This is a genomic window from Faecalibacterium sp. 7 (genome assembly GCF_049562865.1).
GTDB classification, from domain to species: domain Bacteria; phylum Bacillota; class Clostridia; order Oscillospirales; family Ruminococcaceae; genus Faecalibacterium; species Faecalibacterium wellingii.
Genome location: NZ_CP186911.1, coordinates 2,083,031 through 2,102,314 on the forward strand (window position 1 = coordinate 2,083,031; position 19,284 = coordinate 2,102,314).

General features: G+C 55.2%; 30 protein-coding genes. 5 read left to right on the top strand and 25 right to left on the bottom strand.

The features are described from left to right. The 23 genes from ACKXF7_RS10465 to ACKXF7_RS10575 form a co-directional block, all read right to left on the bottom strand. Nucleotides 1-285, bottom strand: coding sequence for a hypothetical protein (locus ACKXF7_RS10465; protein ID WP_418265905.1), 285 nt, complete (start codon nt 283-285; stop codon nt 1-3). Then, nucleotides 275-472: a hypothetical protein gene (locus ACKXF7_RS10470; protein ID WP_418265906.1), complete on the bottom strand. Its 198-nt coding sequence runs from the start codon at nt 470-472 to the stop codon at nt 275-277. The genes ACKXF7_RS10465 and ACKXF7_RS10470 overlap by 11 nt, the downstream gene beginning before the upstream one ends. Continuing rightward, nucleotides 465-1,040, bottom strand: coding sequence for a hypothetical protein (locus tag ACKXF7_RS10475; RefSeq protein ID WP_418265907.1), 576 nt, complete (start codon nt 1,038-1,040; stop codon nt 465-467). Before ACKXF7_RS10475 ends, ACKXF7_RS10470 begins: the two co-directional genes overlap by 8 nt. Beyond that, the gene (locus tag ACKXF7_RS10480; protein WP_418265908.1) at nt 1,037-1,861 is read right to left on the bottom strand and encodes a DUF6291 domain-containing protein; all 825 of its coding nucleotides are present in this window, start codon (nt 1,859-1,861) and stop codon (nt 1,037-1,039) included. The genes ACKXF7_RS10475 and ACKXF7_RS10480 overlap by 4 nt, the downstream gene beginning before the upstream one ends. Nucleotides 1,862-1,890: 29 nt before the next feature. Continuing rightward, on the bottom strand, nt 1,891-2,433 hold the full coding sequence (locus tag ACKXF7_RS10485; RefSeq protein WP_423741239.1) for a single-stranded DNA-binding protein: 543 nt from the start codon (nt 2,431-2,433) through the stop codon (nt 1,891-1,893). Continuing rightward, nucleotides 2,430-3,254 carry a phage recombination protein Bet gene (gene bet, locus ACKXF7_RS10490; protein WP_418265910.1) on the bottom strand — a complete coding sequence of 275 codons (825 nt, stop codon included), beginning with the start codon at nt 3,252-3,254 and terminating at the stop codon, nt 2,430-2,432. The genes ACKXF7_RS10485 and bet overlap by 4 nt, the downstream gene beginning before the upstream one ends. A 27-nt stretch (nt 3,255-3,281) precedes the next feature. Next, complete coding sequence (locus ACKXF7_RS10495; protein ID WP_418265911.1) at nt 3,282-4,205, bottom strand: DUF1351 domain-containing protein; 924 nt, start codon at nt 4,203-4,205, stop codon at nt 3,282-3,284. Beyond that, nucleotides 4,195-4,344: a hypothetical protein gene (locus tag ACKXF7_RS10500; protein ID WP_423741240.1), complete on the bottom strand. Its 150-nt coding sequence runs from the start codon at nt 4,342-4,344 to the stop codon at nt 4,195-4,197. The genes ACKXF7_RS10495 and ACKXF7_RS10500 overlap by 11 nt, the downstream gene beginning before the upstream one ends. A gap of 2 nt (nt 4,345-4,346) precedes the next feature. Further along, entirely contained in the window at nt 4,347-4,634 is a 288-nt protein-coding gene (locus ACKXF7_RS10505; protein WP_418265913.1) for a hypothetical protein, read from the bottom strand. Between the two features lie 26 nt (nt 4,635-4,660). Next, nucleotides 4,661-4,894: a helix-turn-helix domain-containing protein gene (locus ACKXF7_RS10510; protein ID WP_418265914.1), complete on the bottom strand. Its 234-nt coding sequence runs from the start codon at nt 4,892-4,894 to the stop codon at nt 4,661-4,663. 86 nt (nt 4,895-4,980) lie between these two features. Next, nucleotides 4,981-5,331: a hypothetical protein gene (locus ACKXF7_RS10515; RefSeq protein WP_418265915.1), complete on the bottom strand. Its 351-nt coding sequence runs from the start codon at nt 5,329-5,331 to the stop codon at nt 4,981-4,983. A gap of 160 nt (nt 5,332-5,491) precedes the next feature. Continuing rightward, the gene (locus tag ACKXF7_RS10520; protein ID WP_423741241.1) at nt 5,492-5,725 is read right to left on the bottom strand and encodes a hypothetical protein; all 234 of its coding nucleotides are present in this window, start codon (nt 5,723-5,725) and stop codon (nt 5,492-5,494) included. Beyond that, nucleotides 5,722-6,252 carry a helix-turn-helix domain-containing protein gene (locus ACKXF7_RS10525; RefSeq protein ID WP_418265917.1) on the bottom strand — a complete coding sequence of 177 codons (531 nt, stop codon included), beginning with the start codon at nt 6,250-6,252 and terminating at the stop codon, nt 5,722-5,724. Before ACKXF7_RS10525 ends, ACKXF7_RS10520 begins: the two co-directional genes overlap by 4 nt. Then, nucleotides 6,245-6,730 (bottom strand): hypothetical protein, encoded by a 486-nt coding sequence (locus tag ACKXF7_RS10530; protein ID WP_418265918.1) that lies wholly within the window; start codon nt 6,728-6,730, stop codon nt 6,245-6,247. Before ACKXF7_RS10530 ends, ACKXF7_RS10525 begins: the two co-directional genes overlap by 8 nt. Nucleotides 6,731-6,744: 14 nt before the next feature. After that, nucleotides 6,745-7,068, bottom strand: coding sequence for a hypothetical protein (locus ACKXF7_RS10535; protein ID WP_423741242.1), 324 nt, complete (start codon nt 7,066-7,068; stop codon nt 6,745-6,747). Further along, a complete protein-coding gene (locus tag ACKXF7_RS10540; protein ID WP_423741243.1) occupies nt 7,065-7,730 on the bottom strand; it encodes a Lar family restriction alleviation protein in 666 nt (221 codons plus the stop codon). Before ACKXF7_RS10540 ends, ACKXF7_RS10535 begins: the two co-directional genes overlap by 4 nt. 9 nt (nt 7,731-7,739) lie before the next feature. Next, nucleotides 7,740-8,246 (bottom strand): type II toxin-antitoxin system PemK/MazF family toxin, encoded by a 507-nt coding sequence (locus ACKXF7_RS10545; RefSeq protein WP_418265921.1) that lies wholly within the window; start codon nt 8,244-8,246, stop codon nt 7,740-7,742. Between the two features lie 39 nt (nt 8,247-8,285). Next, nucleotides 8,286-8,831: a hypothetical protein gene (locus ACKXF7_RS10550; RefSeq protein WP_418265922.1), complete on the bottom strand. Its 546-nt coding sequence runs from the start codon at nt 8,829-8,831 to the stop codon at nt 8,286-8,288. Nucleotides 8,832-8,833: 2 nt separating this feature from the next. Then, nucleotides 8,834-9,109: a DUF739 family protein gene (locus ACKXF7_RS10555; RefSeq protein ID WP_418265923.1), complete on the bottom strand. Its 276-nt coding sequence runs from the start codon at nt 9,107-9,109 to the stop codon at nt 8,834-8,836. A gap of 57 nt (nt 9,110-9,166) precedes the next feature. Continuing rightward, the gene (locus ACKXF7_RS10560) at nt 9,167-10,093 is read right to left on the bottom strand and encodes a DUF932 domain-containing protein (protein ID WP_418265924.1); all 927 of its coding nucleotides are present in this window, start codon (nt 10,091-10,093) and stop codon (nt 9,167-9,169) included. A 107-nt stretch (nt 10,094-10,200) separates the two neighbouring features. Then, nucleotides 10,201-10,392 carry a Lar family restriction alleviation protein gene (locus ACKXF7_RS10565; protein WP_418265925.1) on the bottom strand — a complete coding sequence of 64 codons (192 nt, stop codon included), beginning with the start codon at nt 10,390-10,392 and terminating at the stop codon, nt 10,201-10,203. Between the two features lie 3 nt (nt 10,393-10,395). Continuing rightward, the gene (locus ACKXF7_RS10570) at nt 10,396-10,647 is read right to left on the bottom strand and encodes a hypothetical protein (RefSeq protein WP_418265926.1); all 252 of its coding nucleotides are present in this window, start codon (nt 10,645-10,647) and stop codon (nt 10,396-10,398) included. 13 nt (nt 10,648-10,660) lie between these two features. Continuing rightward, nucleotides 10,661-11,233: a hypothetical protein gene (locus ACKXF7_RS10575; RefSeq protein ID WP_423741244.1), complete on the bottom strand. Its 573-nt coding sequence runs from the start codon at nt 11,231-11,233 to the stop codon at nt 10,661-10,663. A 166-nt stretch (nt 11,234-11,399) separates the two neighbouring features. Here ACKXF7_RS10575 and ACKXF7_RS10580 point away from each other — a divergent pair, with 166 nt between their 5' ends. Genes ACKXF7_RS10580 through ACKXF7_RS10590 form a run of 3 tightly spaced genes read left to right on the top strand, consistent with a single transcriptional unit; the run spans nt 11,400 to nt 13,337 of the window. After that, on the top strand, nt 11,400-11,801 hold the full coding sequence (locus tag ACKXF7_RS10580; protein WP_418265928.1) for a hypothetical protein: 402 nt from the start codon (nt 11,400-11,402) through the stop codon (nt 11,799-11,801). Then, nucleotides 11,785-12,204, top strand: coding sequence for an ImmA/IrrE family metallo-endopeptidase (locus tag ACKXF7_RS10585; RefSeq protein WP_418265929.1), 420 nt, complete (start codon nt 11,785-11,787; stop codon nt 12,202-12,204). Before ACKXF7_RS10580 ends, ACKXF7_RS10585 begins: the two co-directional genes overlap by 17 nt. Then, nucleotides 12,201-13,337, top strand: coding sequence for a tyrosine-type recombinase/integrase (locus tag ACKXF7_RS10590; protein WP_418265930.1), 1,137 nt, complete (start codon nt 12,201-12,203; stop codon nt 13,335-13,337). Before ACKXF7_RS10585 ends, ACKXF7_RS10590 begins: the two co-directional genes overlap by 4 nt. A 393-nt stretch (nt 13,338-13,730) precedes the next feature. On the opposite strand, the gene ACKXF7_RS10595 is transcribed toward ACKXF7_RS10590, so the two are convergent. Further along, complete coding sequence (locus ACKXF7_RS10595) at nt 13,731-15,425, bottom strand: DAK2 domain-containing protein (protein ID WP_339395131.1); 1,695 nt, start codon at nt 15,423-15,425, stop codon at nt 13,731-13,733. Nucleotides 15,426-15,497: 72 nt separating this feature from the next. Further along, the gene (locus tag ACKXF7_RS10600) at nt 15,498-15,848 is read right to left on the bottom strand and encodes an Asp23/Gls24 family envelope stress response protein (RefSeq protein ID WP_249236920.1); all 351 of its coding nucleotides are present in this window, start codon (nt 15,846-15,848) and stop codon (nt 15,498-15,500) included. Nucleotides 15,849-16,287: 439 nt separating this feature from the next. Here ACKXF7_RS10600 and ACKXF7_RS10605 point away from each other — a divergent pair, with 439 nt between their 5' ends. Further along, a complete protein-coding gene (locus ACKXF7_RS10605; protein WP_249236919.1) occupies nt 16,288-16,737 on the top strand; it encodes a CBS domain-containing protein in 450 nt (149 codons plus the stop codon). Between the two features lie 701 nt (nt 16,738-17,438). Next, the gene (locus ACKXF7_RS10610; protein ID WP_249236918.1) at nt 17,439-19,217 is read left to right on the top strand and encodes a Na/Pi cotransporter family protein; all 1,779 of its coding nucleotides are present in this window, start codon (nt 17,439-17,441) and stop codon (nt 19,215-19,217) included. The last annotated feature ends 67 nt before the right edge of the window (nt 19,218-19,284 follow it).

The following is a 19,284-nucleotide window of genomic DNA, read 5'->3' on the forward strand; positions in this document are numbered from 1 at the left end:
TTACGCTTTGGCTCTCCCCACAAAAACGCCCGAAAACAGGCGGTTCCCGATTGTGTAGTGATAATACCTGTGTCCGTCCGGAATGGTTTCTTCCGTGCTCTCTGCCGGTCTGAGCACCAGAGGATGGCCTGCCACCTGCACAACGTACTCGCCGCCGGGGACAAGACGCTGCATCCAGCTTTCGGCGGGTGCAGCGTCCGCCCGGTCGCCGTCCATACAGCAGACCGCCACAGCGGGCAGCGCCGGGGCCAGCATGGTGAAGAATGAAAGCTGTTCAACGTCCATTGCAGTGGGCCACCTCCACCTTGCGGATTTTGCGGACCGTGATAGTCCAAGCATCTGGCCAGCGGTCGCGGGCGTGGTAGATGCCCTGAATCGCTGCGTCGCCCTCGTCGTCGGCCTCCAGCTTCAGGCAGTGGATTTCATCCCTGCCGGGTGTATGGCATTCGACGGACACCTTGAACTTAGGCATTTGCGGCCTCCAGTCTCACCGGTTCCGGGCCGCCGCGCAACTGGGCGGCCTCCTTTGGCGCAGTCTCGATCTCTTCCCGCGACTGTTTCAAGAACTCAATGCGCCGGTATGTAAGATCGGGAGTTCGGGCCAGCTCCTCCAGCCCGCCGACGCTTCCGATGTAGACCTTCGCCGCCGTCGGGAGCTTGTCGAACAGCTCTTTCAGCTCCTCGCGCCCGTCGCTGCGGATAGGCCGCCCGTTGTCGTCAACTCCGACGACCATCGGGCATGTGCGCCAGTACAGATACCTTTGCGCCTTATGCGAAGCTTCCGTTATAGCATCCCACTCCGCCGCCGGGTCAAGGCTCTTGGAAAGCTGCTTGAAGATATCCGCGACCGAGATCGGGTAGACGCAGACGCGGCGCGCCGCGAGATACGCCTTCTTAACGACCTCGCCGGGGTAGTCCCTGAACTGGTATGTCCACTCGTCGATCGTATCTTCCAGCTCTTCGTCGGTCAGTGGCTTCATCATCTGCTTGTAAAGCGTCGCGTTCCTCAAAATCAGCTCCGCCACCTCTTCCTTGGTCATGTCTCAAAACCCCTTTCTTTGTCCATGTTGCCCAGTACGCGGGCAAGCTGGTCTCTCGTGCTTTCTGACGGCTGCCGTGGGCTGCTGCCTCTTCCGGTCGGCCTCTTGTGGTTCTCGTCGCTCGCGGCTGCATCTCCGGGTGTATGTATTCCGCTATGCTGCCAGTTCGACAAGATCCCGTTGATATAGTTCCATGAGCGCTTCCCGGATTCTGCCGCCTTATTGATAGCCAACAGAATCATCTCGGTGCCGAATACCTCTCGCCAGCCTTGCAGCTTATCCAGAGCAGAGCGCGGGAAAGTTCCAATAACTGCTTCATACTGCTGGACTATCCTTGCAAGGTCTACATCCGCCGAACTCTGCGTAACAACAACAGTAGTAGTATCTGATACTTTAGTATCAGTTGTACTTTGTACTTTGTACTTTGCACTTTGGTTTTCATGGGTTTCTTTGGGTTTTGATGGGTTTTCTTCGGTTTCCATGGGTTTCTCCAAAAACCCATCGGTTTTTTTGGGTTTTTCCGATAACCCACCGGTTTCTGCGGGTTTTCTCGGTCTACCACCTTTGCGGCCATTTTCACGGTTTGCTTCAACAGTACGTTGGTAGGTTTTTACATTTTCGTCCAGAAACTGGCGCATAGATTCAAAGGCCAGCTGTTCGATAGGCTCCGATAAATCCGGCTCTGTGCCGCTCTGGACATACCCGGCCATTGCAAGGAACACTTCCCGGAACGCCTTATCATCCAGAATGCTCAGGAGCTTGAGCTTGTCGAACGGTATCAGCAACCCTTTCGGGCGGGCATTCTCGGCTTCGTCCGCCATCTGCTCACCTCCTTTCTCTCAACGGTGAATCAGAACAGCAAGTCGTCCGTGTCCGAGATCGGGCGGTCATCGCCGTTGTAGTCGGGCACTGCCGCCGGGGCGGGTTGTTTTGCCGGTTCCGGCAAGGAAGCGCTCTGCGGCGGCTGAGAGCCGGTATCAAAGGGTGTGTCGTTCTCCACCGGTGCAAAGTCATTGGTTCCTGCCTGTCCGGTCGGCTGCATCATGTCGATTGCCATCTGAACCCATCGGGCAGCAACAAGCCCACCAACGACAACGCCCTCGACGTTATGCAGGTTCCAGTAGGTTGTACCGTTCGCGCCGGTATTGCTTTTCAGCTCGCCGCCGCAAATCTCGACAAAATCGCCCTTCTGAAGGAGGCCGTCCCACTTGTCGAGATCGCTCCAAATACAGCACTCGACAAACATATTGCTCCGGTTGCCGGAGGCATCTTTTGTACTATGAGCCTTGACGCTCAAGCTGAGGAACGGCTTTCCGGTCTTCGTTTCCTTTAGACTAGGGTCGCGAGAGAGGGTTCCTGTGATCTTCGTCCCGGTCTTTGTCTGAATAATCATTCTGCATCACCGCCAAACGGATCATCGTTGGTGTCGGTGGTTTCAACTGCAAACGGTTCGGGCTGCTCTTTTTTCGGCTTCAGCTTGCGGGGCTGCATAGCGCCGATTTCGGGCTGCTCGTTCTCGACCTCGCGGTAGGATGCTTCTGCAGCTACCGGAACCTCGCTCTCATCGTAGAGGCTGCCAAACGTGGCCGGGAAGGATTCGCGCAGCGCGTGGACAAGGGCTACCTTACGAATCATCGTTGCAGGCTTCGTTACCCACAGGGATTTCTTGGTGTCGTACTCGCTCAGTTTCACTTCCTCGTAGAAGGGGCGGCTGCGGTCCTTACGGTAGGCTTTAGCCCAGCCGCCGACCAGCTTCTCGTCCTCGTAGACGATGGATCCTTCGCGGTGGATGAGCTCACCAACTTCAGGAACAAAGACAATCACGCCAGCCTCAAAGCCATCATACTGCGGGTGCGCCTCTGCCATCTTCATGTAGCAGGTCTTGCCCAGAACAATGGTACTGGCCGTATCACCGTTCTTGTTGTCATAGTGGATGAGGTAGGCTTCCTTGGTGAAAGGGTTGAGGTGGTACTGCTTGCACGTTTCCAAGAAGATACGGCACTCTGCAATGGTAGCTTCCTTGCAGATGAAGTCGCGCACATCATCAAAGGTGACGGTGAGGTGCTGGCCGTCCATGCTCTCGATTTCGACCGGCTTGGATTCTGCGACCGGCTGCATCGCTTCGCTCTGCTTGACCTGAGCAGCGAAGGAGCGGCTCTGAACTGTGGTAGTGGTATTCGGCGCAGCAGCGCCAGCGCGTGAAGTGAAACCCATTTTTGTTACCTCCTAGAATGTTGAAGATTATTTGATGCTGCCGAAATCGAACCCGCGTTCCTTGGCAGCGCTGCGGAACCATGCAATGTCTTCTTTGGTGAACTCGACCCAGAAGTAATAGCGCTTGCGGGAGGAAGTCTCCTGCGCAGCGGTGAAGCTCTGCATCGCCTCCATGTCCAGACGGCCCTCCGGCGTGATGAATGCGGCGGCTTGCGTTGCTGCGGCGGCTTGCGCCCGCATCTCGCGTTCTTCAGCCGTCGGGGGAACGATTACCGGAGCCGACATCCGCGCCCGCTCTGCCGCTTCTCTGGCGGCCTCTGCATCTCTCTGTGCTGCGCGGGACTTCTCGCGGCGGGTATGCTCGCGGACAGCCTCGTTCACGCTCAGGTTGCGCAGGTATTCGGTGGTGCAGGGTTCGACGTCCTCTCCGCAGTTCTCGCGGATAAAGTCGAGGTCGCTGCGAACGCCCTCAATGGCCTTGCACAGTGTTTTTTTCGCTTCAGCGAGGTCAAAGGTCTTGTTCAGCCAGCGGGTGTCCAGCAACCGGTCAAAAGGAATGAGGGGTTCCAGCTCGCCAATGCAGTCCCGGTAGACCAGCTTCAGCGTGGACGCCTTTTCATCTTTTTCGGCCTGTTCGACGGCCTTGACCTGCTCGTCGATTGCACCGGAGACCTTTTTGCACTGCTCCCGCATCACCTTAATGTCGGCCTGAAAATCTTCCAGCGGCTTCAGATAGAGCTTCCTTGCAGCCGTTACCGCTGCGCCCAGTTGCTTGTCCCAGTTGTTGATTTTGGCTCGGTCGTCCTTTGCTCCTTTGATGCTCTCCGGGGTGTAGACGCGGCCTGTGTAGGCCGCCAGCTTTTCGTCGATGTTCTTCTGGACCTCGTCCTTGTTCCAGCGCATCGCCGGGATAACCGGGCGTTCCACCCGGACGGTCAATTCATTTTCCACGCTGTTCATCCTCCTGTTCTTCTTCAGCCTCCCGCTCGGCCAGCTCTGCCATCTGGGAATCCGTCAGGAAGTAGTACCCATCCGGCGGCTCCAGCGGCGGGCCGTAGCCGTCAAGCGCGAGATTATACATCGGGTTCATCCTCAGCCCGCCTTTCTGCTGCTGTCGTTCCGGCTCTCGCTGTGCTGAACTTGGCCATAAGGGCTGCTGCGCTTGTACCGCTGGCAGTCCTCGTACATTCCGTACAGAGACATCGCCAGCCCGCTTGCCAGTGCGAGCAGGATCCACGGTGCCGACTTTGCAGCCGCCTCCGGCTCCCAGGATCCGCGGTTGACCAGCAGCCACACAGTTCCTTCGCACATCCAGCTTGCGACCTTCCATGCACCGACCAGAGCCAGCGCAGCAGTCGCCAATTTCACAACCTTACGCATCTTTCATGTCCTCCCATCTTGATATCTTACGCGCTGTCCTTCTCTGCGCCGACCGGGCGCAGCGGGGGCAGCGGCTTGGCATCGTTCTTGTGGAGCTTGTAAAACTCCACATCTTCAACGCGGAAAAAGAACTTGCTCTTGCTGCCCTTCTCGCCGTGCGAGTAGGCGGTCAACTTGCCTTCTCGCCTCATCTGAAGCACTCTTTGACGGCATACGCCGAGCGCTTCCGCTGCCTGTTTGGTGCTGTAATATTCAGACACATTCTGTGCCTCCTTCCTGCGGTAGGCTCCCGCGACACCCTTTCGGGTGTTTCGGCTGCTGCCGGGCAGCCATCATCAGGCGGGTTTCAAGCAACTTCGTTGCTGTCGATGTGCTGGACGTTCTTGCTTTCGTCCACCCACATGGTATGGCTCCAAGCAGTTTCGCTGTGGGCGGCATCTGTGCGGTGCCAGCCATTGCCGCGATTGGTGATCTGATCGATGTAGGTGTTCTCCCTGATGCCGGGCAGTCCCTTGACCTTGTGGCCCGCCTTGTCTGCCTGCATGATGTTCAGCAGGTAAACCTTCTCGGTGTCAAGATAGCTCTCTGCCTCGCTCATTGCGTCCAGCAGGTTGTCAGCTTCCAGAACCTTGTAATCGGTGGTCATGGGCTTGTAGGTTGCGCGGTAGTCGATTGCGACGATGTAGGACTTCTTCATTTTCTTTTCCTCCTGTTTTGTGGAGTGTCATTCTCTACGCTTGTTATTATACTAGCTTTTGACTAGTTTGTAAATAGCTTATCGCTATTTCTGGAAAAATATTTTAGCCATAAGCTAGAAGCGTTTGCCAAAAAAATACCGGTCGCACCGGTTTCGCATATCAAAACAGGGTTTGCTGCCCGAAATCCTCCGGGGAGGGAGCTGGGGGCTTTGCGACCCTCGGCTGGTACGTCCGCGTCTGGGTCAAAACGTCGATTTCGCAGAACCGGAAGCCTTTGCAGTGGTTCAGCCGCCGCAGGGCAGGGCCGTCCAGCATCTCGTCTTTGTAGCTGCAATAGGCCAGCTCGTCATCGTTCAGACAGGCGTTGCAGCAGTACCGGCAGTATTGTTTCATCGAGGTGCCTCCCAGAATCCAAAGGCCGCCGGAAGTTCCATCCAGTGCGTTACACGGCTGCCAGACCTCCCGTCTGTGTTTTCTGGGTCGAGCAGGGCGTTCATTGTCGTTGCGCCGCTATCCCAGCCAACAGAGAAAATTTTCTGCTCGGTGTCATACATCGCGGGTGAAACGTACTCCCCATAGCTTTCATCTGGATAAAACGGTGAGCACTCCAAATCCCACGTTATGACATTCACAAGGCATGGCACGAATATTTCATCTTCCTTGTCAGATTCGGGAAGCCGTGTCTTGATGCTGACCCACTGTCCAGCAAGCTGACCCTCTTCGTCACCAGCTAAGAGACCAACAGGAACTTTCAGTCCAGTTGCGAACTTAGCCAGCATCTTGGCCGTCGGGTTGACCCCGCCATTCTCGTACAGGCTCACCGTCTGCTTGGTCACGCCCATTCTTTGGGCAAGCTGAATCTGTGTGAGGTGAGCGTCTTTTCGCGCTGCACGAATTTTATCTCCGATAGAATCAGACATCTTTCAATTCCTCCACATAGCGCCAGCTCTGGGGAGGCCGCTGTACTTCCACAGGCCGTGTACCAAACCGCGTATTTTGCAAGCCTGTGAATACCCGCAGCTCGCGCGGCTGGTCATAAATCTTCAGGTCGGAGATATGCCACGCCCAGCCGTGACACTTGTTCAGGTAGCGGACAATGCGGTCTCTGTCCATGCAAGCCATTTCTTCGACATCATCCGGGGCGCGGCATATCGGTGCAAGCTCCCAAATCTTGTCGCAGACGAACTCGCCAATGACCGTACCATCCAACCGCTGCCAGCCTTTGCCGGGGACGATTCGCAGCCAGCCCATCTTCGACTGTTCTTTCGTGCAGTAGATGTAGCACTTGAATGGAGGCTTCACGCCCTCCGGCTTCGTCTTGCGTACCTCCACGGTCTTTTCTTTCAGGACGATCTTGCTGCACCATACCGGCTGGATGCTCAACAACACAGCTTTCACGCTCGCGCCTCCTCTCAGTAATACTCGATTTCTACCAGAGAGGTGGACACCAGCTCGAAGCGGCCATCTCCAAGAGGAATGCGCAGAAGCTGGTACTCTTTCTCGTAGGAGTAGTAACTCGGCACCAGTTCGCTGAAGCTGTCAACGGTGATTGTATATTTCGGAGACCGTGTGCCAGCATAGCCGACCTTTTCAATTTCCGGGGAATAGACCGTGACGTGGTAGCACGGCTCGACGGTAGCTTCAGCCTCAGCAGATGTAGAACCGCAGGCGGTAAACCAGAGCGTCAGGGTCAGCAGCAGAGCCGCGACAACAAAACAGGAAATTCGATTTTTCATTCTTCCGCACGTCCTTTCAGGTATTCTTTGGCAGTTTCTTTGATGGCCGTATCCCGGAGGAACGTCCACGAATCATCGTCGTCAATGAGCTTCCGCATCTTGGCCGCAGCAGTTTGAACCAGTTTGCAAAGGGCTTTGCGCTCCATCCGGTACTCCTGCCGGATTTCATCATCTGTGAGCTGGTCAATGTACGACTGAACATCCTCTATGTCGTTCTGTTTCTGGATGTCCCAGACGATTTCGCACCGGCGGCCATCAGCCTGAATGCCGTACAGCAGGAACGAAACTCCTTTGCTGTAACGATCATCGAACCAGTGCCAGACCTCCAGCCGGTTTGTGCCAGCCGGGAAATGTAGGAATGCAGCTTCTAGCTCTTCCGTTTCGGGGTTCATTGGAACATCGTCAAGCTGCTTCCACAGCGCTTCCAGAACAGCATCGCGCTTCTGCAAGGTTGCCATGCCCGCGCCGTTCACGGCCCGCTCGTTCCAGAGCTTCGCGGCCTGACCCTGCGCAATGAACTTCGTACTGTGCCACCGCTTGACCCATACAGCGCCGCCGGTAGCCCCACAGCCGGAACAGGAAACGCGGTACCTGCCGCCAAAGTCCCGAATGTGCGCCGTGCCGCTGCAGAACGGGCAGGGCTTCAAATCAAAATTCGCCATCTTCATTCCTCACTTTCTGCCGATAACTTCCATGAGCAGATCCTTGTAGGTGTCACGCTGCACACGGAGCTTTTCCAGCTCTTCCTTGGTGTCTGACACCGAAGGAGAGGCGACCGGAACCGGTGCTGCTGCAACGCCGGGAGCTTCAACCGGCTTCGGCTTGGACAGGTAGTTGTCAAGGCCGAGACTCACCATCAGGCCAAACTCGATGTCCTGCATTTCCTTATCGCACAGCTGGCCGATGTAGTCATTCAGCCGCAGCTTGTCCACAGTAAAAATCTGCTCACAGAGGGCAGTGGATTCCTGCAGCTTCCCAGCAGCATTGATGTGAACGTGGGTCTGCATGGGCCTCTTCTCCCGCGTGGTCAAATAGACAATCTCCAGAGTGGAGGAGTTCTTGTTATTCTGACTGTTGCTCACAATGATGGCCGGGCGGCCAGCGTGCTGCTCGCTCCCAATCTCATTGCCAGTGGGGTAAACATAGTAGACCTCACCGCGATAAAACATTCCATTCATGAGAAAATCTCCTTTCAATTCTGGCGCTGGATATAAGAATCAGGCTGCGCCTACCGCCTGAACCATCTTGATTTCTGCGAGCGCTTTCTGTGCCGCTCGCTTGCCGTTCTCGTTCAAAATCCGCTGCCATGCTCGCTGCGAATATGACCAGCGGAAAGCGTTTCCCTTGAGGATGCCGCGCACCTCCGGGCCGGGGTCATTCTCAAACGTGAGCTGCACCCGCATCAGAGCGCCGTTCTCGTAATAGGTAACGCCGGGCAGTCCTTCGACCTTGACCGGCTGCGAACCGGCTGCAATTGCCGTTTCTGCGTCCCTGATGCGGGCCTGCAACCGGCGAATGCGGTCTTTGGAACTGCTGAACTGCCACGGAAGGAACGGCGAATGGTCTCCCATTTTCAGCCGTCCTTCAATCATGGCCTTTTCGCAGCTACCAACGCCCTCGCAGCCATTGACCGTTCCACGTTCTCGGAAATACCTGTTGACCGCAATCATGTGGGCATGGCGGGCCTTTTCTTCTTCCAGCTTGCCCTTCAGGTCAACAAGCGCGTCCGGTTCCTTGGTCGTGCTGGGTGCTCTGCTGTTCATCTTCATGCTCCTTTCTGCTGCGCTGCCTGCGGAAAGAAGAACTTCCCAATGTCCTTCTGCTGGATTTCCAGCAGCTCGCAGATGGCGGCAATCTCACAGCTTGTCCACGCGGAATGACCTTGCATCTTAGTGGAAAGGGTGCTGGGGCTGATTCCGATAGCCTGCGCGACCTCCTGATCCTGATACCCGCAGACATGAAACCACCCGCGAAGGGCAAAATACGGAATGTTTTTGTAGCTGCCTCTCGGCGGGTTCGTTTTGACAATACGCTTTCTCATTGTTTCTCACCTCCATCTTGTGAGCGCCCGTAAGGCCAGATAGCACAGCCCTTATATTTACCGGGAAACGGCCTTTGCCATGGCATCCATCAGCCAGTGGCCGTTCATGACGTTGTTCCAGTTGTTCGCCTGATAGTCCTTCGTGTTGCGGTGCGGGGCGCTGTGAGTGACGAAATCGCTCATTGCGTTCACCGCGCCCCATGCGGTGTTGCGGAACTTCACGAGGTCCGGAGCCATCATGCAGACCATGTAACCGTCCTTCATGTCCTGCACATGGCGCTTCTGGCGGTCGGTCATATCGTCAGCTTCCGGGAACAGGCCGTCCAGAATCTCCCGCAGCCGGGCATCGCTGACCGTGGTGTTTGCCATCTGGTCGGCGCGGGTTGCAAGTTCGTCCATGTACTTGTTAGCCATGTCCAAGCACTGCCGGGCCTCTACCAGCTTGGTGTTGATATCGCCCACATGACGGACGCTCCATGCCCGCTGCGCAGTGTCCAGCGCAAGGTTCAGCGTGTTGTTACAGACCACGCGAACCGGGGTCATGCAGACACGGACAGCGCCGGATCCGTCATGCGTGTTGGAAAAGCACATATAGGTTTCAGTCTTGTCCCCGCAGATTTCGGAATCGGGCAGCTTTGCCAGCAGCCAAATCTTCTTACCGTCCAGCAGGCTGCCAGCGGTCTCATAGTGGACATCGCCGCCGATCAGCGCATCCGTGAACGCGAAAGCCTCTGCGTTCTGGACGATGCGGTACTTGTTGCTGACCACGCCCAGAACCTTGTTGTCCGAGCTGCGGACATTGGCCTTGTAGCCGGGAATCGGCTCGTAACCGCCGTTCAGCCACATATCACGGGCCTCGACCGTCCAGTCCAGACCGGCCAGCTTCAGAGCCTCCGCGCTGGTTGGCGCTTCCTGCACCATCTTCCCCAGACCGTGCCAAGGCTTCTCCCGGACATAGAACATCGTTTCAACGTTTGCAGACATTTTTCATACCTCCGAAAATTGATTGTTGGTTGCGGTGGTTCCCGCGACCTCCCCGGCTGGCTGCCGGGTGGTTTCGGCTGCTGCCATGCAGCCATCATCAGGCGGGGTTATTCAGAGCGAGTATTCCACGCTTCAATAGTTCGTTGCCTGCCCAATTCCCCGCGATGTTCATAAAAATCGCGTGTAAATGTGATGCTGCAATGCGGACATCTAATCCGAATGCCCTCAGTATTAGATTCAGTGATGGTCGTATACTCCTGCCCGCAGAAAGGGCACGGTTTCAGCGTTTCCTTTTTCATCGTTCAGACCTCCTTGACCTCAACTGTCTTGATGCTATCGGACATATACTCCCGGCCTCTGGCGCGTTCGCAATACTTCACGAATCCGTTTACTGCATCGCGGAGGTCGTATGCCTCCCGCTTGGAGAGCAGCTCCGACTTCTCAAAAGCCGCCTTGATTTTGTTGGCCTGTGCATCTTCCATCGGGATGAACACACACGCTTCGCCGACCTCGCCGTTCTGCATGGTGTCGTAGGTAATCGTCAGATTCTTCATCACGTTGTCCTCCTTAGTGCAGCTGGGCGCTGTGCTGGTTGTAGGTGACGGTATACACGCCGCTCTGCTTGGTGATCTGGATGTTGCTCACCACGACACGCTTCAGGCCGAACTTCCGGCGAACGAATTCCTTGACCAGCGGAGAAGCCTTTTCGGGAAGGTGCTTCTTGATGCGGCAGTCACGGCGGCAGTAGCGCTCGAAGCGCTTTTCATCGGCTGCGGTGGCCTCCTCTCGCGTTCCGTAGAACACGGAATCGTCGCGGTTGCTGCTCAGCTTGTAGAACCTCTCGCAGGAGATGACATCCAACCGGTTGTTCCAGATGACATCGCGGCGCTGGTTGTCGTTCGGCTTGACGTCGTCGGTGGCGATGCCGACCACGAGCTTCAGACCTTCCAGATTGTTGCAATCTTCCCACTCGGTGAAGCTGTCCAGCAGGACACGGACAATCTGCTTGCCGTTGGTCAGGTCAATGTGGGCGACTTCGCCCTGACTGCCGGACATCGAAGCGGTGTTGATGATGTAGCCCTGTGCGATGTAGCTGCTGACGGCTGCGGTGAACTTTGCGTTGATGTCGATGTACTTCATGTTTTTACCTCTTTGTTATTGATTTCTGGGTTCTCAGATGTTATTATTTAGCTAGCATCTAGTTTTCCTTTGCATAGCTATTATACTAGCTTTTGGCTAGTTTGTAAAGAGCTTTTCGCTAATTGTTCCAAAAAAATTAGCTTATGAATAGTTTGGAGGCTGTATCATGGGTTCTTTCATGTTTGATCGACTTGATTTTTTGCTAAAAAGGAATGGACTGACGAGAAAAGCATTGTGTCAGGCTTCCGGTCACGCAGACAACTATATTCGGATGTTTGAGAAACGCAACACGGAACCGCCTAGAGCTTTTGTCAATTTTTGTGCCGATCGGCTAGGAACAACTAGCGAATACCTATTTGGCGAAACAGACGACCCGACAGCACCCAGCGTTCAAGCTGCGCAGCCGGAAAAAGAAAAAAGCCCCGCAGCAGATAGCCGCGAGGTAACAGATGACGATATCAAATTTGCACTCTTTGGGGGCGGGGACGTGACCGACGCTCAATTTGAAGAGGTCAAGAGCTTCGCTCGTTTCGTAAAGGAGCGAGATGCGAATGGACAGACTAAATGAACTTTATGACGTGGCAAATGAAAACGGCATCGACATTTACAATTTTCCGCTGCCAAACACCGGCAGCATGAGCATGGAAGTGAACGGTCATTGCTGCATCGGCATGGACAGCACCCGGCAGTTCACGAGGGCTGAAGAAACCGCCCGGCTTGGCCATGAGATAGGGCATTGCATATACGGTGGGTTTTATACCCGGCTCACGCCCTATGATCTGCGAGAGCGCCACGAGGTCAGGGCTGACCGATGGTACATACTTCACGCGATACCGGAAGAAACGCTGCTGGCGCTGCTGAAGCGCGGCATGGATGCTTGCGAGATTGCGGAAGCGCTGGACACCACAGAGGAATACGTCCGGAGAGCCTACTACTTTTATAAGGACATGAGGGGAGGCGTGTTTCATTGAAGAAGCGAACGAACACTGCCGAGTGGCAAGAATGTACAAACCGCTGGCGAATCAGGGTTCAGAAGAACGGCGTGATGAAGAGCTTCTACAGCTCCACGCCGGGCAGAACTGGGCAGCGTGAAGCAAACGCCAAGGCGGACGCATGGCTTGACGACAGCATCCGGGACGGAAGGAAAAAGGTCTCTGTCCTCTATGCAGAATGGTTGGAGGACCTTTCCCTCACCAGCGGCACGTCCTATCTGGAACAGTGCACAAAATACGGCGCCTATTATCTTCTGCCGGTCATCGGGAACCTGCGCATTGAAGAACTGACCGAGGGCGATCTGCAAAAGGCTATTGATATGTCGTTCAAAAAGCGCTGCTTGAAGAAAGAACGGCAGCGCAGCTCGCTCAACAAGCCATTGAGCCGCAAAACGCTTATGACCATCCGTTCCACGGCCAACAGCTTCTTGAAGTGGTGCAGGAAAAACCGGTACACCACGCTCAATCCGGAGCTGACCATCCCGAAAAATGCCCGCATGGGTGAGAAGAAGATTCTTCAGCCGTCCGGGTTGCGTGTTCTCTTTTCGGTTGATACGCGGCTTTTGTACTCAAAACGTGTTTTCGATGACTACATTTACGCCTACCGCTTCGCCGTGTCTACCGGTGTCCGGCCCGGAGAGCTGGTCGGCCTCTGGTACGGCGACATCAAGGGCAACACGGTCAACCTTCGCCGCAGCATCAACACGCATGAGGAAGAAACGACCGGCAAGAACGAAAACAGCATCAGGTCATTTGATATGTGCCAGCAAGCGCGGGAAGCATACGAGGCACAGGTGCAGCTCCTCAAAGATAGCGGTGTTGAGCTAAACTATAACACGCCACTGTTCCAGATTCCTTGCCAGCGCAGCCTCAAACGCCGGTGGGAGAAGTATCAGGCATCGAACGGAATCACGCCAGCGGTCACGCTCTACGAGATGCGGCACACCTTTGTCAGCATGGAGGCTGGAGCCTTGACGGACGGCCAGTTGAAGATGCTGGTTGGTCACAGCAAGAACATGGACACCTTCGGGGTGTACCGTCATGAGATAAAGGGCCAGCGGGAAGAGCTGGCAGCGGCTACGACTGCGGCCATCAACAAGGCTCACGGATGACCATTCAGTTGACCCATTTTTTGACCCAGAAAAATATCCTAGAATGAAAAAAGCGCTTGCTGGTTATGGCAAGCGCTTTTCTGGTTTTTTTATGATGTTTCGAGAATAAAGGTTGTGTTTTTGCAGATTGATGAAGAGAAACCGTTGTTCGATTCCCATTGCCCGCTCCATACAGAAGAGACGCTGGTTCGTTCAGAACCAGCGTCTTTCTTTATACTCTGGCCCCACTTTTGGCCTCACTTCGGATTTTGAAAGTCAAAAAAGCCCTTGCGAAATCCAAAAAGAAAAGAGCCGGGCGGCTGCCTTCCAGCAGCTTCCCGGCTCGATTTTTCTCGATCCCAGATATGGCAAAAGGGGAAAGCTCCGCTTTTGCGATGGAAATAGAAGGAGTTTTTACTCCACGCTGATCATATAATAGTAAACGGGCTGGCCGCCGCGGATGTGGCTGACCTCCACGTGATTGGGGCACTTTGCCTTTACGATCTCGGTGACCTTCTCGGCATCCTCATCGCTGACGTCGCAGCCGGAGATGATGGTGACAAAGCTGGAATCCTTCTTGCACATGCTGCGTGCCAGACGATAGGTGGCCTTGGTGATGTCGTTGGAGGTGGAGACGATCTTGCCATTCTCCAGCGCCATGATCTCGCCCTTCCGGATGCGCTTGCCGTCGTACTCACTGTCGCGGGCTGCATAGGTGATCAGGCCGGTGGACACCTTATCGGCAGCAGCCATCATGTTGATGGTGTTGGTCTCGGCGTTCACAGAGGGATCAAAGTTCAGCATGGCGGTAATGCCCATGGGCACGGTGCGGGTGGGCAGAACGACCACCTGACGGTCAGCCAGCTTCTGGGCCTGCTCAGCAGCCATGATGATGTTCTTGTTGTTAGGCAGCACGAACACGGTCTTGGCGGGCACGCTCTGGATAGCCGCAAGGATGTCCTCGGTGGCGGGGTTCATGGTCTGACCGCCGGAAACGACCGCGTCCGCAGACAGATCGGTGAACACAGCCTTCAGGCCCTCACCGGCAGCAACAGCCACAAAGCCGTAGTCACGGCTGGGGTCTACGGCAGCATAGATGAACTCGCTGGACTGGGAAGGAGCCTTCTCGGCAGAAGCCTGCTTTTCCAGGCTCTTGCCCTGCTTCTGGCGGGCCAGGAACTGCTCGTGCATGTTCTCGATCTTAAAGTTGGTCAGGTAGCCATACTTGATGGCCTCGCTCAGGATCTTGCCGGGGTCGGCAGTGTGAACGTGCAGATTGATGACGTCATCATCCTCAATGCACACCACGCTGTCGCCGTTGGATTCTGCAAAGGCACGCATCTTTGCGGCGCTTGCGCCCTCATACTTGTTGATGAGGAACTGGGTGCAGTAGCCGTTCTTGATGTCTTCCACCTTCATCAGGTCGTCGGTGAACACGCCCTTGCCGGCGTTCTCGGTGGACAGCTTTGCCTTATTGGGGGCAGCTTCGCCGCCAGCCACGATGCCTTCACCGTGGAACACCTTACCCATGCCCTCGAAGATGACCATGATGCCCTGACCGCCGGCATCCACAACACCGGCCTTTTTCAGCACGGGCAGCAGGTTGGGGGTGTCCTCCAGAGCCTTCTGGCCGGCGGCCATCACCACATCCCACAGGGCCGGCACATCCTCAGCGCCGCAGGCAGCGGCTTCCTCGGAGGCAACGCGGGCCACGGTGAGGATGGTGCCCTCGGTGGGCTTCATGACGGCCTTGTAGGCACCCTCAACGCCCTTCTTCAGAGCCTCAACGATGTCGGCGGCGGTAGCTTCCTTCTTGCCTTCCAGAGCCTTGGAGAAACCGCGGAACAGCAGGCTGGTGATAACGCCGGAGTTGCCGCGTGCGCCGCGCAGCATGGCAGAAGCAGCGGTCTTGGAGGCCTCGCCCACAGTGCAGCTGTCGTCCAGAGCCTCCAGCTCACGCACGGAAGCACCCACGGTCATGCCCATGTTGGTGCCGGTATCGCCATCGGGAACAGGGAAAACGTTCAGCTCGTCCACACGGGAACGCTGATTGTTGATGTTGTTGGCGCCAGAGATAATGGCGTCACGCAAAATCTTACCAGAAATCATTCTTTTTTACTCCTTGTACTTGCCGGAAAAGCCCGGCGCTTTCAGACACACCCTGGGATGGTCAGACAAAAATCAGGCGATCACATCGTCTACGGAGACCACAACGCGTGCCACCTTCAGACCGGTAGAATGCTCCACCTCGTCCTTGACGCGGTGGGAGATGCTGCGGGCGGCTGTGGAGATATTCAGGCCGTAGCTCACGGCAATGTGCAGTTCGATCACCAGACGACCATCCTCCTGCGTGACACGGACACCCTTTTCCGGGTAATCGGAACCGTGCACCATGCTCTTGACGGCATCGGTCATATCACGGGGTGCCATTGCGGCAACGCCGTAACACTGTTTGGCTGCTTCACCTACCAGAGTAGCAAAGTACCCGGACGTAAAGCTGACATCCCCCAGAGGGAAACGGGAAGTGATCATAGTCGCTCTGCTCCTTTATGTTCGTTTTCGTAAAACACATTCAAGGTCTGGGGTACAGCAGGCATCTGCACATGCTGCACCGAGAAACACCCACCTTATTATACAACTTCCGGGGACGGTTGTACAGTTCTAATTGCTGGGATATCCACTTTTTGCACAGTTTTTTGCGGCTTTTGCAGAGTTCGGGCTGTTTCGCAGGAGGCCGATGCTAAGATGCTGAACGTGAGCCGCTTTTTTATCAAACACGAAAGTATGACGAAAGAAAGCAAACAATCTGTTAAAAAATTATAAAAGATGGCAGGGGATGCTTTATCTGACTATGAAAAAGTGCTAAAATAGAATCAAGGATAGGGACCGCGGCGCAGGGTTCCCGCTTGTGCGGATGGACTGCGTTATTTTTTGCGCACGGCGCATGGATCAATGTTTAGGAGCTGTTGTCATGAATATTCTGTTCTTCCTTTCCCCCAAGCAGGATCTGATGTACGTTTACGATGATTTCACCCTTCGACAGACACTGGAAAAGTGGGAGAATAACCGCTACGCCTCCATTCCGGTGCTCAACCGTCAGGGCAAATATGTGGGCACTCTGACCGAGGGCGATATCCTCTGGGGTCTGAAAAAATACCACGGGCTGGATCTGGAAGCGGCTGAGGATGTGCCCATTTCCGCTTTTCCCCACAAACGGGACTACAAGGCCGTCACCGTGACCACCAGCATGGATCAGCTGATCGAAGCAGCCATGAACCAGAACTTTGTGCCGGTGGTGGATGACCGAGGCATCTTCATCGGCATCGTGCGGCGGCAGGCCATCATCCGGTATTGCTACGATAAGACCCGTGCTGAGCAGCACGAGGAAAAACACATTCTGGAATATGCGGCAGTCCATTGAGAAAGGAAAGCTGCGTCACGCTATATTATAATATGTAGGAGACCGCCCTGTTCGGCTGAAGGAACAGGGCGGTCTTTGTTCTGAAAAACTTTGAAAATCCGGTTTATGGGACCTGAACTGTGCGATAATACAGCCATGGAACCAAAAAGGTTCCAAAAATCTGCAAAAAACGGATATGGGAGGGAACCCCTATGAAGGATTTTGAAATGCGTTATGTAGGAAGCCATGTGGAAGTATACAGCGGCAGCGGAGCGTTCTTGTTCTCGGCAGATACCGTGCGGGAGGCCATGGAGGAACTGGCAGAGTAAGAAGCTGCGTTCCCTTGTGATACGGAAAACCGCCTTGCCGGGCCGGAAAGCTCGGGCCATTCGGCATGCTCATCCTGCAAAAAACAACTTCTGTGTATGGAACGACTACAGCCGTTTACGGCTTTAATGTAAAATCAATGTAAAATAATTGAAAAAAGAAAGAGCGAAACTATTAAGAGACGGAAAAATGTGTAGAAAAAGTGATTTTCTTGTAAAATAAACCTTGTTGTGACGGGATAAAAAATGATATAATAAATCTAAGCGCGGTCATTGTGCGCCGTTCTGCGCAGCAGAGCGGCAGACTGCGGCATCTGCCGGATAAAGCAGGTCCGGTGTGCGGGCAGGGCAGATGGACAAGGATCAAAAGGAAGATCATTTTTTAGGAGTATCGTTATGGATATCACACACATTACCTCTCTGTTGGGTGGAATTGCGCTGTTTCTGTACGGCATGTCCATTATGGGCGCTGGTCTGGAAAAGCTGGCTGGCGGCAAAATGCAGGGCGTGCTGCAAAAACTGACCTCCTCTACGCTCAAAGCAGTTATTTTCGGCACCCTGATCACGGGTGTCATTCAGTCCTCGGCCGGCACGGTCGTGATCTGTGTCGGTCTGGTCAACTCCGGCATCATGACCCTTACGCAGTCCGTAGGCGTCATCATGGGTGCAAACATTGGTACGACTGTTACCGGTCAGCTGATCCGCATGGCGGACATCTCCGGCGACAGCCTCTGGCTGACCCTGATCCAGCCCAAGACCTTTGCACCGGTGGTGGCGTTTATTGGCTGCATTTTTTATGTGTTCCTGCGCAGTGCCAAAAAGAAGAACATCGGCCAGATCATGCTGGGCTTCGGCATCCTGTTTACCGGCATGAGCCTGATGGACACCGGTGTGGCTCCCCTGCGTGAGAGCGCCGTGTTCCAGAACCTGTTCGTTACCATGACGAATCCCATTCTGGGCATTCTGGTGGGCGTGGTGGTCACGGTGGTCATCCAGTCCTCCTCTGCATCGGTGGGTATCCTGCAGGCGTTGTCCAGCACCGGCCTTGTCACCTTCAGCTCGGCCATCCCTATCATTCTGGGTGCCCACATCGGTACCGCGTTTACGCCGCTGCTGACCATCGGCGGCTCTTCCAAGGACGGTAAGCGCGCTGCACTGATCCACCTGTACTTCAACATCATCGGCAGTGTGATCCTGCTGGCCCTGGTGTATGCGGTGCAGTTCACGGTTGGCATCCCCATGTGGAACGACGTGATGAACAAGAGCACCATCGCAAACATCCACACCCTTTCCAGCGTGTGCGCCATGCTGCTGTTCCTGCCCTGCAGCGGTGTGCTGTCCAAGCTGGCCATGCTCACTGTGCCGGACAGTGCCGAGGAAGCACAGGAGCTGAGCATGCCGGTGCTGGACGAGCGCCTGTTCAAGAGCCCTGCGGTTGCCCTGCAGCAGGCCAAGAGCGCTGTGGTCAAGATGTCCCGCCGTGCTGCCCGCAATGTGAATCTGGCCGCACCGCTGCTGCTGAAAATGGACGAGGATACGGTCAGCGCCATCCGTGTGCGTGAGAACCTGATCGACCGGATGGAGGTGGCGATCTCCAACTACCTGATCAAAATGACCGATCAGGAGCTGGGCGACGACGAGAGCCACACTGTGACGGAGCTGCTGAACTTTGTTACCGAGTTCGAGCGCATTGGTGACTATGCGGTGAACATCATGGAAAAGGCAGAGGAGCTGGAAGAGAAGGAAGCTTCGTTCAGTGAGAGCGCCACCAAGGAGCTGCTGCTGCTGGAAAATGCACTGGAACGCATCCTGACCCTGACCAACGATGCCTTTGACAACAACGATATGCGCATGGCGGCTCAGGTGGAACCGCTGGAAGAGGTGATCGATGTGATGGCAGAGCGCCTGCGCGACCAGCACATCCTGCGCCTGAAGGACGGCGTGTGCTCCATTGACACCGGCGTTGTGTTCCTGGATGTGCTGAACAATGCAGAGCGCATCTCGGATCACTGCTCGAATATTGCCGCGCGTCTTATTGGTATGGATGCCAGTGAGGACTACGACTCCCATACCCTCAAGAGCATCATGCACCACAATCCCACCAAGGATTACATGCTGGAATACGAGGAGTGCCGCAAGACCTACCTCGTTCCGCTGGAAGAAATGGAAGCCTGAACCTGAATGAGAAAAGGACCTCCGGAGAAGCATCCGGAGGTCCTTTTTGCATCACAGTGAAATTGAG

Excerpts from the sequence above, each read along its gene's own strand:
- ACKXF7_RS10465 (WP_418265905.1), bottom strand. The coding sequence starts at position 285 with ATGGACGTTGAACAGCTTTCATTCTTCACCATGCTGGCCCCGGCGCTG.
- ACKXF7_RS10470 (WP_418265906.1), bottom strand. The coding sequence starts at position 472 with ATGCCTAAGTTCAAGGTGTCCGTCGAATGCCATACACCCGGCAGGGAT.
- ACKXF7_RS10475 (WP_418265907.1), bottom strand. The coding sequence starts at position 1,040 with ATGACCAAGGAAGAGGTGGCGGAGCTGATTTTGAGGAACGCGACGCTT.
- ACKXF7_RS10480 (WP_418265908.1), bottom strand. The coding sequence starts at position 1,861 with ATGGCGGACGAAGCCGAGAATGCCCGCCCGAAAGGGTTGCTGATACCG.
- ACKXF7_RS10485 (WP_423741239.1), bottom strand. The coding sequence starts at position 2,433 with ATGATTATTCAGACAAAGACCGGGACGAAGATCACAGGAACCCTCTCT.
- bet (WP_418265910.1), bottom strand. The coding sequence starts at position 3,254 with ATGGGTTTCACTTCACGCGCTGGCGCTGCTGCGCCGAATACCACTACC.
- ACKXF7_RS10500 (WP_423741240.1), bottom strand. The coding sequence starts at position 4,344 with ATGAACCCGATGTATAATCTCGCGCTTGACGGCTACGGCCCGCCGCTG.
- ACKXF7_RS10505 (WP_418265913.1), bottom strand. The coding sequence starts at position 4,634 with ATGCGTAAGGTTGTGAAATTGGCGACTGCTGCGCTGGCTCTGGTCGGT.
- ACKXF7_RS10515 (WP_418265915.1), bottom strand. The coding sequence starts at position 5,331 with ATGAAGAAGTCCTACATCGTCGCAATCGACTACCGCGCAACCTACAAG.
- ACKXF7_RS10520 (WP_423741241.1), bottom strand. The coding sequence starts at position 5,725 with ATGAAACAATACTGCCGGTACTGCTGCAACGCCTGTCTGAACGATGAC.
- ACKXF7_RS10525 (WP_418265917.1), bottom strand. The coding sequence starts at position 6,252 with ATGTCTGATTCTATCGGAGATAAAATTCGTGCAGCGCGAAAAGACGCT.
- ACKXF7_RS10535 (WP_423741242.1), bottom strand. The coding sequence starts at position 7,068 with ATGAAAAATCGAATTTCCTGTTTTGTTGTCGCGGCTCTGCTGCTGACC.
- ACKXF7_RS10540 (WP_423741243.1), bottom strand. The coding sequence starts at position 7,730 with ATGGCGAATTTTGATTTGAAGCCCTGCCCGTTCTGCAGCGGCACGGCG.
- ACKXF7_RS10545 (WP_418265921.1), bottom strand. The coding sequence starts at position 8,246 with ATGAATGGAATGTTTTATCGCGGTGAGGTCTACTATGTTTACCCCACT.
- ACKXF7_RS10550 (WP_418265922.1), bottom strand. The coding sequence starts at position 8,831 with ATGAACAGCAGAGCACCCAGCACGACCAAGGAACCGGACGCGCTTGTT.
- ACKXF7_RS10555 (WP_418265923.1), bottom strand. The coding sequence starts at position 9,109 with ATGAGAAAGCGTATTGTCAAAACGAACCCGCCGAGAGGCAGCTACAAA.
- ACKXF7_RS10560 (WP_418265924.1), bottom strand. The coding sequence starts at position 10,093 with ATGTCTGCAAACGTTGAAACGATGTTCTATGTCCGGGAGAAGCCTTGG.
- ACKXF7_RS10565 (WP_418265925.1), bottom strand. The coding sequence starts at position 10,392 with ATGAAAAAGGAAACGCTGAAACCGTGCCCTTTCTGCGGGCAGGAGTAT.
- ACKXF7_RS10570 (WP_418265926.1), bottom strand. The coding sequence starts at position 10,647 with ATGAAGAATCTGACGATTACCTACGACACCATGCAGAACGGCGAGGTC.
- ACKXF7_RS10575 (WP_423741244.1), bottom strand. The coding sequence starts at position 11,233 with ATGAAGTACATCGACATCAACGCAAAGTTCACCGCAGCCGTCAGCAGC.
- ACKXF7_RS10580 (WP_418265928.1), top strand. The coding sequence starts at position 11,400 with ATGGGTTCTTTCATGTTTGATCGACTTGATTTTTTGCTAAAAAGGAAT.
- ACKXF7_RS10585 (WP_418265929.1), top strand. The coding sequence starts at position 11,785 with ATGGACAGACTAAATGAACTTTATGACGTGGCAAATGAAAACGGCATC.
- ACKXF7_RS10595 (WP_339395131.1), bottom strand. The coding sequence starts at position 15,425 with ATGATTTCTGGTAAGATTTTGCGTGACGCCATTATCTCTGGCGCCAAC.
- ACKXF7_RS10600 (WP_249236920.1), bottom strand. The coding sequence starts at position 15,848 with ATGATCACTTCCCGTTTCCCTCTGGGGGATGTCAGCTTTACGTCCGGG.
- ACKXF7_RS10605 (WP_249236919.1), top strand. The coding sequence starts at position 16,288 with ATGAATATTCTGTTCTTCCTTTCCCCCAAGCAGGATCTGATGTACGTT.
- ACKXF7_RS10610 (WP_249236918.1), top strand. The coding sequence starts at position 17,439 with ATGGATATCACACACATTACCTCTCTGTTGGGTGGAATTGCGCTGTTT.